Here is an 8,976-nt window from a genome sequence, read left to right as displayed (position 1 = left end):
GAGTGCGAAGCCCCGGCCGGGGCCCGCCGAGCGCGGTGTCCGGTCGGTGGCGGCCTGCGGGAAGAGGGCGCCGCCGGGCCGGTCCAGGTTGCCGGTGAGGATGTTGAGCACGTCGACCAGCCAGCTCGCGAGCGTGCCGTGCGGGACGGTGCAGCTGCCGATGCGGGCGTAGACGGCGGCGGTGGGGGCGGCGGCGAGTTCGCGGGCGAGGGTGCGGATGACGGCCGCGTCGACGTCGCAGGCCCCGGCGACGGCCTCGGGGGTGAAGTCCCGCAAGGACTCCCGTAGTTCCTCGACGCCCTGGAGGTGCGGGGCGAGGTCCGCGGGGTCGGTCAGCCGCTCCTCGAACAGCACGGTCGCCATGGCCGCGAGCAGCAGGGCGTCGGCGCCGGGGCGGATCGCCACGTGCCGGTCGGCGAGCCGCGCGGTGCGGGTGCGCCGGGGGTCGACGACGGTGAGCCGGCCGCCGCGCGCCCGGAGCGCCTTGAGCCGTCCGGGGAAGTCGGGCGCGGTGCACAGACTCCCGTTGGACTCCAGGGGGTTGGCGCCGATGAGGAGCAGGTGGTCGGTGCGGTCCAGGTCCGGCACGGGGATGGCGTTGGCGTCGCCGAACAGCAGCCCGCTGGAGACGTGCTTGGGCATCTGGTCGACCGTGGAGGCGGTGAACAGGCTGCGGGTGCGCAGGGCGGCGAGCAGGACCGGCGGGTACAGGGCGCCGGCCATGGTGTGCACGTTGGGGTTGCCGAGGACCACGCCGACGGAGTCGGCTCCGTACCGCTCCACGACCGGGCGCAGTCCGGCGGCGACGGCGTCGAAGGCCTCCTCCCAGGTGGCCTCGCGCAGGGCGCCGTCCCTGCGGACGAGCGGGGTGCGCAGCCGGTCGGGGTCGCCGTCGACGGCTCCGAAGGAGGCGCCCTTGGGGCAGATGAACCCCTTGCTGAACACGTCCTCGCGGTCGCCGCGCGCGCCGGTGACGCGGGTGCCCTCGATGGTGAGGGCCAGCCCGCAGGTGGCCTCGCACAGGGGGCAGATTCGCAGGGCGGTGCGGGACACGGGTCCTCCCGGAGGGTCGGCGGCGGTGTCGCCGGGGCACGGGCCGGCGGCCGGCTCCCGGCGAGCATACCGACCGGTTGGCATGTTGGGGAGCCCCTCTCGGGCGGCGCTTCGGCGCCGGGGAGCCGTCCGGGACTCAGTCGAGCAGGCGCCCCAGGTACGCCCGCAGCAGTTCCCTGGTCTCGCGGATGATCGCCTCGTCGCCCTCCGGGGCCGCCCGGAAGGCCAGTTGGACGAGGGTGTCCGCGCTCTCCACCGCGACCAGGAAGGCCAGGCGCAGAGCGTCGTCGGGGGTGCGGCCGAGGTAGCCGGCGAGCAGATCGGTGAGCCGGTCGGCGACCCGGGTGTTGGGCTCGGCGTGGCGGGCGCCGACCGGTATCTGGTTGCCGAAGTCGACCAGGGAGAAGCCGGGCGCGGTGCGCTTCATGGCCAGGTACTCGTTCAGCACGGCGTCCATGGCCGCCCGCCAGTCGCCCTTGCGCGCCTGCTTGAGCCGCTCGGTGACGCGCTCGGTGTACCGCTCCAGGTTGCGCTGGGCGAGGGCGTCGGCCATCTGCCGCTTGTTGCCGAAGAAGCGGTAGACCGAGCCGATGGGCACGCCGGCGCGCTGGGCGACCGCGCGGGTGCTCAGGGCGTCGTAGCCGACCTCGTCGAGGAGTTCGGCGCAGGCGTCGAGGATCCTGGTCAGCCGTTCGGCGCTGCGCCGCTGGACGGGCGCGCGGCGGAGCGATGTCGCGTGGGGCACGGGCTTCATGATGCCTTTCCGCCGGGGTGCGGTGAACCTCGCCCCAGAGTACGGAGAAGGGTGGGCGATGCACTCATCGCGCGGGGGCGCCGCCCACCGCGGGCGAGGCCACGCCCGGGGTCCCGGCCGACACCGTGATGTCCGCTGTGCTCTGGACCGGCTTGCCGTGCACGGCCCACACGGTGCCGTCATCGGCGTACAGGCGCGCGGTGACGTGGTGGGTGCCGTGCGGGACGAGGCGGTCGGGCAGGTGGTACCGGCGGGTGCGCAGCCCGGTGACCCGGTGGCCGTCGACGAAGAGGTAGGCGAGCCCGCGCCCGGTGACCGCGGCCGGCCGCACACCGGGCGGTGAGCAGCGGAAGTGGCGGAAGCTCAGCCGGACGTCCCAGCCGCCGGCGGAGTCCGGGGTCACCTCGACGCCGACCTCGGGGGCGCCCTTCCCGGCGACCTCGCGCAGATGCCGGCCGGTGTCGTCGGTGTCGCCCAGGACCTTGCCGACCGGGGACGGCGAGGCCGTGCCCCCGTGCCCCGCACCTCCGTCGCAGCCCGCCGCGCCGAGCGGCAGCAGGACGCTCACCGCGAGCGCGGCGAGCGGTCCGCGCGCCCACTTCGTCCACGACATGCCCGGGAGCGTAGAACAGCGCCCCGGCACCCCGAATCCGCCTGAAGTCTGGTTCCCGCCCTACCCCGGAGGGAGGACCACCGGCCCTCTTGCGCGGCACCGCGCTGATTCCTACGGTATTACATAGGAATCAGGAAAGTGCGAGGGAGCGTGGGAGCGATCATGAGCGGGGACGCGCGGAAGACCGCCGAGGGTCTGTCCTATCTGACCGGGTTCGGCAACGAACACTCCTCGGAGGCGGTGCCGGGCGCCCTGCCCGAGGGCCGCAACTCGCCGCAGCGCGCGCCGCTCGGCCTGTACGCGGAACAGCTGAGCGGTACGGCGTTCACCGAGCCGCGGGCGCACAACCGCCGCTCCTGGCTGTACCGTGTCCGCCCGTCGGCGGCGCACCCGGCGTTCACCCGCACCGGCAACGGCGCGCTCCGCACGGCCCCGTTCACGGAGACGGTGCCCGACCCCAACCGGCTGCGCTGGAACCCGCTGCCCGAGCCCGCGGCGGGGACCGACTTCCTCGCCGGCCTGTGGACGCTGGGCGGCAACGGCGACGCGACCCAGCGCGCCGGCATGGCCGTGCACCTGTACCACGCCAACGCCTCGATGGAGCGCGTCTTCTCCGACGCCGACGGGGAGCTGCTGATCGTGCCGGAGCGCGGCGGGCTGCTGCTGCACACCGAGTTCGGCCGGCTCCATGTGGAGCCCGCGCACGTGGCGCTGATCCCTCGCGGGGTGCGCTTCCGTGTGGAGCTGCTGGACGAGTCGGCCCGAGGCTATGTGTGCGAGAACTACGGCGCGCCCTTCCAGCTCCCCGACCTCGGCCCCATCGGCGCCAACGGGCTCGCCAACGCCCGGGACTTCCGGGCGCCGGTCGCCGCGTACGAGGACACCGAGGGCCCGGTGGAGGTGGTCAACAAGTTCTGCGGCAACCTGTGGACGGCCACGTACGACCACTCCCCCCTCGATGTCGTCGCCTGGCACGGCAACCATGTGCCCTACGTCTACGACCTGCGCCGTTTCAATGTGATCGGCACCATCTCCTACGACCACCCCGACCCGTCGATCTTCACGGTCCTCACCTCCCCCTCGGACACCCCGGGCCTGGCCGGCGTCGACTTCGTGGTCTTCGCCCCGCGCTGGCTGGTGGGCGAGGACACCTTCCGGCCGCCGTACTTCCACCGGAACGTGATGAGCGAGTACATGGGCCTGATCGAGGGCGCGTACGACGCCAAGGCGGAGGGCTTCGTGCCGGGCGGCGGCTCCCTGCACAACATGATGTCGGCGCACGGCCCGGACCGGGAGACCTTCGACCGGGCCGGTGCGGCCGAGCTGAGGCCGCAGAAGATCGACGACGGGCTGGCGTTCATGTTCGAGACCCGCTGGCCGGTGACCCTCGCCCCGCAGGCGGCCGGCGCGGACCACCTCCAGCAGCGCTACGACGACGTGTGGCAGGGCCTGGAACGACACTTCCGGGCGTGACGCCCTCATTGCGCCGAACGTTCTCCGACAGGTACGGATAGCCGCGTGACCTCCTTCGCCCCGGACTCGATCGTCCTGAACCGCAAGCTGCCGCTCTGGTATCAGGTGTCGCAGTCGCTGCGCGCCTCGATACTCGGCCGCTCGCCCGCGGACCCGCTGCGCCTGCCCACCGAGGAGCGATTGGCGGAGCACTACGGGGTGAGCGTGCTGACCATGCGGCAGGCGCTGAAGGAGCTGGAGGACGAGGGGCTGATCAGCCGGCACCGACGGCGCGGCACGTTCATCGAGCCCGGCGCCCGCCGCGGGACCCCGGTACGGCTGCTGGGCTCGGTGGACGCCATCGTGGCCCAGCAGTCCGGGATGACGACGGAACTGCTGGACCACGGGCCGGCGCCCGTACCGGCCGGGCTCGCCGAGTACTTCCCCGACCTGTCCCAGGTGGCGACCTACCACCGCCTGCGCAGCGACGAGAAGACCGGCGAGCCGACCAACCACGCCGTCAACCACGTCCGCCCCGAACTCGCCGCGCGGATCGAACTGGACGACCTGGTCCGCTGGCCGATGACGAAGGTGCTGCGGGACCTCGTCAAGGCGGACATCAGCCGGATCACGGACACCGTGGAGGCCCGGCTCGCCGACCCGGACACCGCGCGGCTGCTCCAGGTCCCGCTGCTCAGCCCGATCCTGCACTACACGGGGGTGACCTACGACTCCGCGGGCCGGGTGCTGGACGTGGCGGTCATCCACTACCGGGGCGACCGCTTCTCCTTCTCGGTGACCCTGGAGGCGTGAGCGCTCCGGTGCGCTCGGGCTTCCGCGGCCGTGCGGTGGCCGGTCCCGCGGTTCCCCGCGGCCCTTCGGGGCGCTGCCGTACGATGCCCAGCGTGACGCCCGACGACGACGCGCCGCTGCTGGCCGACCTCATGCCGTGGTCCGTCGCACCGCTACGGCCGGGCCGCGCCTGGCCGACGGCGCCCGATCCGGCCTCCCTGCGGGCCCGCTGGGACACCCTGCTGAAGGCGGAGGGACCGGACCGCGCGGCCCTGTTCGAGCCGACCCGCGCCCGCACCCTGGACTCGGCGGTGGGCCAGTTGCCCGGCCGGTCCGCCGGCACCGGGCGGCTCGCGCGGGCCGAGGGTCCCTGCGCGGAGCCGGTCCGGGTCCTGGCCGCCCCCTTCGACGAGCAGTGGCTGATCCCGGACCACCGGCTGATCGACGCGGCCCGCCCGGAGCTGTGGCGGGTGGCGGACGAGCACCAGGTCTTCACGGTGGAGACGGGTGCCGAGGACCCGCTGCTGGCCACCTCGCTCCTGCCCACGCTCCGCACCGGCCGCGTCCGCCCGCTCCACCGCCGCCCCGGGGGTGCGGAACCGAACCTGGCCCCGGGCCTGCTGGACCACCTGGCGGACCGTCTGGGACCGCGCCCCACCGCACCCGACGTGCTGGCCTGGATCCTCGCCACGACCCGCCCCGACCTCACGGTCCCGCTCACCGGGGATCCGGAACTGTGGTCCACGGGCGTGGAGTTGGGCCGTCGCATGCTGTGGCTGATGCGCCGGGACGGCGAGCGCCCCAAGCTGCCGGGCGGCCGGCGCCCCTACGTCCGCGCACCGCTGCCCGCCCGCCCCCTGACCCTCGGCTACGACCGCGACGAGGAGAGCCTGCACCTCGACGAGGGCCTTATCTCCCCCGTCCCGCCCGAGGCCTGGGACTACGAGGTGGCCGGAGTCCGGGTCCTGGAGACGTGGTTCGCGACCCGCACGGCACCGGCCGAGCCGGGCACCCTCGCCGCGATCCGCCCGTCCGCCTGGCCGCAGTCCTGGACGTCGGAACTGCTGGAGCTGATCACCGTCCTCGCGCTGCTGGCGGAACTGAGGCCGCGGCGGGCCGAGTTGAAGATCACCTCCCCGGTCACGGCGGGCGACCTCCGGCACGCCGGCGTCCTTCCGGTCCCGGCCGCGGCCCGCCGCCCCGCCTCGGTCCTGGACCACCACGAGGAAGGCCCCGAGGGCCAGTTCACCCTGATCTGACCCCGGTCACGGCTCGGCGCCTCAGAGACGTCCACGCGGTTCGGACGTCGGCGACCAGGGGGTGCGGTAGCGCGGGGCCGACACGCCCGCGGCGAAGGCGTCGGCGCTCGCGGCGGAGGCGGTGACCCGCCAGTCGATCTCCCGGACCGCCTCGAACCAGACCACGCCGATGATCCCGGGGTGCCGGGGCAGTGAGCGGAACATCTCCGTGATCCACCGCGCCTTGCGGCCGGCCGCGTCCGTGGCGCCGACCTCGGTGATCACCAGCGGCTTGCGGGTGAGCCGGCGCAGCTGCCGCTCGGAGCCGGAGAAGATCCGGTCGAACGACTGGTAGTTCTCCATGCCCACGGTGCCGTAGTAGCCGGAGAGGCCCACCCAGTCCACGTACGCGTCGCCGGGGTAGAGCCGCCGGAGGGGCGTGGCGTTCTCGTAGTCCACATTGGGACTCCACACCCAGACCGCGTTGGCCGCACCCTCCTGTTCGAAGATGCGGTGCACATGCCGCCAGGCCCGCACGTACTCGCCCGGACGGTTGCCGTTGGACTGCTCGCACCACGGGTACCAGAAGCCGTTCATCTCGTGGGCGAGGCGGATCGCGACCGGATAGCGGAGGGCGGCGATGCCCCTCGCCCACGAGCGGATGTACGGGTCGAAGGCGCCGTCGGTGATCCGGGAGAGCCGGTAGGCGGGCTGCTCGCCCCGCAGCCGCGCCTGCCTCGCCTCCCTGCGGTGGTCCCAGGGCTCCCAGGCGAGCATGGGCATCATGCCGCGCCGGGCGATGTCGTCGATGCGCCCCGCGTCGAACCGGTCGTTCGCCCAGTCCTGGGAGAACTCGTAGACCTGCGGCCGGTGTCCGGTGCGGCGGGCGAAACGGGCCGCCTCCGACAGGTCGTGCAGGCCCTCGTCGGTCATGATGCCGACGAAGACCTGACCGCGCGGCGGGAACACCCCCCGTGGCCCGCCGGTCCCGGTGGGCCGGCTACCTGTCGTGGGCGGCAGCGCCGCGTCGATCGCCGCCGCGCGCCGCCGCTCCTGCTCACCCGCGAGATGCGGTCCGACCACGAACACATAGCCGCCCAGCAGCACCGCCAGCGCCCCGGTGAGCAGCCTGCTGACCGTGCGCCTCATCGTCCCTCCACCCGCCGGGCGAGGCCGGAGCCCCGGGTGGCCGCGGTGGCGGCGATGAGCGGCGGCAGCGCCCCCGCCAGCAGAGCCGGCACCGCCCACAGCCGCGGCGCCGGAGTGCGGTGGCCGAGGACGTAACTGGCCGCCAGCGGGGCCGCGACGAGCGCCGCCCAGACCAGATGGAGCCGGAAGGTGCGCAGCGAGTCGGCGCTGCGCAACTCGCCCTTGGCGGTCACCGCGTAGGCCAGCGGCCGGCGCAGCAGCGCGGACAGCGCCGCGGCCTCGTAGACCGGACCGGCGCACAGTGCCAGGACGAAGCCCCGCAGGCCGAGTTCGCGCCGCTCGTGCTCGGCGAGGTTGAAGCGGCGCAGCCAGCACCACAGCCACAGCCAGCCGCCCGTTCCGGCGGTCCACAGGGCCGGCCAGGTCGCCCCCTCCAGGCCCGGGGACATGACACCGAACAGCAGCGCCGAGGCGGTCGCCGCGGTGCCGAGGAACAGGGTGGCGGCCACGCTGGGGTAGTAGAACTGCACCAGGCGGTAGAGCAGCCGCTGGCGCCGGGCGAGCCGGATCCCCTCGGTGAGGCGGCGGCCCAGCCGGATCTCCCAGACCCCGTAGGCCCACCGCTTCTGCTGGTTGAAGTAGTCGGTCCAGGTGCTGGGCCCCTCGCCGACCGCGACCACGTCCGGGGTGTAGACGCCCTTCCACCGGTTGCCGGTGCCCGGGTTGACCGTGCCCTGGACCCGCATGCCGGTCAGGTGGTCCTCGATGATCGAGTCCTGGTAGCCGCCGATGCTCCGCCAGGCCGTGGTCCGGTACAGGTGGTTGGTGCCGATGAGCAGGGGCGCGTCCAGGCCGTTCCCGCCGCGTTCGACGATCCCGCTGAAGAGGTACTGCTGGACGGAGGCGCCGTGGGCGATCCAGTTGTCGTACATGTTGCCGTACACCTGGGGCGCGACGACGAACGCGACGTCGAGGTCGTGGAAGTAGCCGAGGGAACGCTCCAGGAAACAGGACAGCGGGACGTGGTCCGGGTCCATCTGGGCGACGACGTCGTAGCCGCGCTCGTGCTCGGCGCGCCACGCGTTGTGATTGCCGGCCTTGGTGCGGGCCCGGAAGATGCCCCAGGGCCGGTTGTACTCGGGGCGTCCCCTGCGCGTGAAGTGACGGACGCCGAGCCGGGCGGCCATGGCCCGTACGGCCGGGTCGTCGCCCTCGTCCAGGATCCACACGTCCACGCCGCCCCCGTAGTAGGTGACCCGGAGCATCGCCTCCAGGGTCCGCTCCACGACGGCCAGCGGCTCCTTGCTCGGCACGATGGTGGTGAGCATCGCCACCCGCAGTCCCGCGGGAGGCGTGAGCGGCAGCGGGTCCTTGGCGTGCCACGCGAACGTCCACACGGCGAAGACCTGCACCGCCTTGATGACCTCGATCGTGACGACCACGCAGAACGCGAGCCGGGCCAGGGCGAGCCGCCAGTCGCCGGCGCCGGCCGCCCCGGGTCCGGGTACGTGCCGGGGCAGCAGCAGCCAGCCGACGAGGGCCGCCCCGCTGAGCGCGGCGAGCGCGGCCAGCGCGGTGAGGACCGTCCGCTGGGCCGGGGTCAGCACCGACCGGAACCGTACTTCCACCGGGCCGCCCGGCGGTGGCGACAGCGGCCCGGTGATCCACGCGCAGCGCCGGTAGGCCGTCTGCGCCTCTTCCCTGTCCTTCGTGCCGGGTGCGGGCGGCCCGGGCCGGCCGTCCCGCTCGTGTCGAAGCCCGGAAACCGGCATCGGTCCTCCCCCGTTACCGTCTTCATGGCTCCGCAACGGGGCCTCCGGCCTTCGGGTCCGGCATGACTTCCCCCCCTTGTTGTTCATGATCCGGGGGGTGGTGTCACCGGGTCCGGAGGCATCGACGGACCGCTGATGAGGGGCTTGAGCACC

Annotated in this window: 8 protein-coding genes; 3 read left to right on the top strand and 5 right to left on the bottom strand. The window is 73.7% G+C overall.

The genetic code is table 11. The features are described from left to right. The 3 genes from ACWEN3_RS34250 to ACWEN3_RS34240 form a co-directional block, all read right to left on the bottom strand. Window positions 1-1,053 (bottom strand): molybdopterin-dependent oxidoreductase (locus ACWEN3_RS34250; RefSeq protein ID WP_452978918.1); only part of this gene is annotated, 1,053 nt, incomplete at its 3' end. A gap of 136 nt (window positions 1,054-1,189) precedes the next feature. Further along, window positions 1,190-1,807 (bottom strand): TetR family transcriptional regulator, encoded by a 618-nt coding sequence (locus tag ACWEN3_RS34245; protein WP_452978916.1) that lies wholly within the window; start codon window positions 1,805-1,807, stop codon window positions 1,190-1,192. 64 nt (window positions 1,808-1,871) lie between these two features. Next, window positions 1,872-2,420, bottom strand: coding sequence for a hypothetical protein (locus ACWEN3_RS34240; protein WP_452978913.1), 549 nt, complete (start codon window positions 2,418-2,420; stop codon window positions 1,872-1,874). Window positions 2,421-2,582: 162 nt separating this feature from the next. Here ACWEN3_RS34240 and hmgA point away from each other — a divergent pair, with 162 nt between their 5' ends. From hmgA to ACWEN3_RS34225, 3 genes are all read left to right on the top strand, one after another. Then, window positions 2,583-3,893 carry a homogentisate 1,2-dioxygenase gene (hmgA, locus tag ACWEN3_RS34235; RefSeq protein WP_452978910.1) on the top strand — a complete coding sequence of 437 codons (1,311 nt, stop codon included), beginning with the start codon at window positions 2,583-2,585 and terminating at the stop codon, window positions 3,891-3,893. Window positions 3,894-3,938: 45 nt separating this feature from the next. Next, window positions 3,939-4,685: a GntR family transcriptional regulator gene (locus ACWEN3_RS34230; protein ID WP_452978907.1), complete on the top strand. Its 747-nt coding sequence runs from the start codon at window positions 3,939-3,941 to the stop codon at window positions 4,683-4,685. A gap of 83 nt (window positions 4,686-4,768) precedes the next feature. Further along, window positions 4,769-5,923, top strand: coding sequence for a type ISP restriction/modification enzyme (locus ACWEN3_RS34225; RefSeq protein ID WP_452978904.1), 1,155 nt, complete (start codon window positions 4,769-4,771; stop codon window positions 5,921-5,923). Between the two features lie 21 nt (window positions 5,924-5,944). Here ACWEN3_RS34225 and ACWEN3_RS34220 read toward each other — a convergent pair whose 3' ends face one another. Both ACWEN3_RS34220 and ACWEN3_RS34215 read right to left on the bottom strand, forming a co-directional pair. Beyond that, the gene (locus ACWEN3_RS34220) at window positions 5,945-7,051 is read right to left on the bottom strand and encodes a glycoside hydrolase family 26 protein (RefSeq protein ID WP_452978901.1); all 1,107 of its coding nucleotides are present in this window, start codon (window positions 7,049-7,051) and stop codon (window positions 5,945-5,947) included. Continuing rightward, a complete protein-coding gene (locus ACWEN3_RS34215) occupies window positions 7,048-8,823 on the bottom strand; it encodes a glycosyltransferase family 2 protein (protein WP_452978898.1) in 1,776 nt (591 codons plus the stop codon). The genes ACWEN3_RS34220 and ACWEN3_RS34215 overlap by 4 nt, the downstream gene beginning before the upstream one ends. Window positions 8,824-8,976 lie beyond the last annotated feature (153 nt).

The organism is Streptomyces sp. NPDC004561 (genome assembly GCF_053602155.1).
The sequence above is the reverse complement of the archived record's forward strand: the minus strand, read 5'-3'. Positions and strand labels throughout refer to the sequence as shown.